The sequence below is a fragment of the Gelidibacter salicanalis genome (assembly GCF_016469035.1).
Taxonomy (GTDB): domain Bacteria; phylum Bacteroidota; class Bacteroidia; order Flavobacteriales; family Flavobacteriaceae; genus Gelidibacter; species Gelidibacter salicanalis_A.
In genome coordinates this window covers 1-216 of the sequence record NZ_JAEHJZ010000218.1, presented here as the reverse complement: position 1 = coordinate 216, position 216 = coordinate 1, and the positions used below count along the sequence as shown (strand labels likewise).

Here is a 216-nt window from a genome sequence, read left to right as displayed (position 1 = left end):
TTTTGTAGTGGAACGAACTTATCGAATCTCTTTGAACAATGCCAAGAACAAAAGCGAATCCGAACTCAAATGGAAGGTGAGCAAATACGAGCACGACTTGGATCAGTGTCGGAAAAGTCACCACCATGAGTTGGAGCAAGCGGAGAAGAAATTCGATCAGAGTTTGGTCCAAGAGAAAGAGGAGCACCAGCAACTCGTGAAGGAGTTCAAGTCCCA

1 protein-coding gene is annotated in these 216 nt (G+C 45.4%); it reads left to right on the top strand.

The features are described from left to right. Positions 1 to 31: 31 nt before the first annotated feature. Positions 32 to 216, top strand: a 185-nt coding sequence (locus JEM65_RS22580) for a hypothetical protein (RefSeq protein ID WP_233530792.1), incomplete at its 3' end; no start/stop codon positions are given.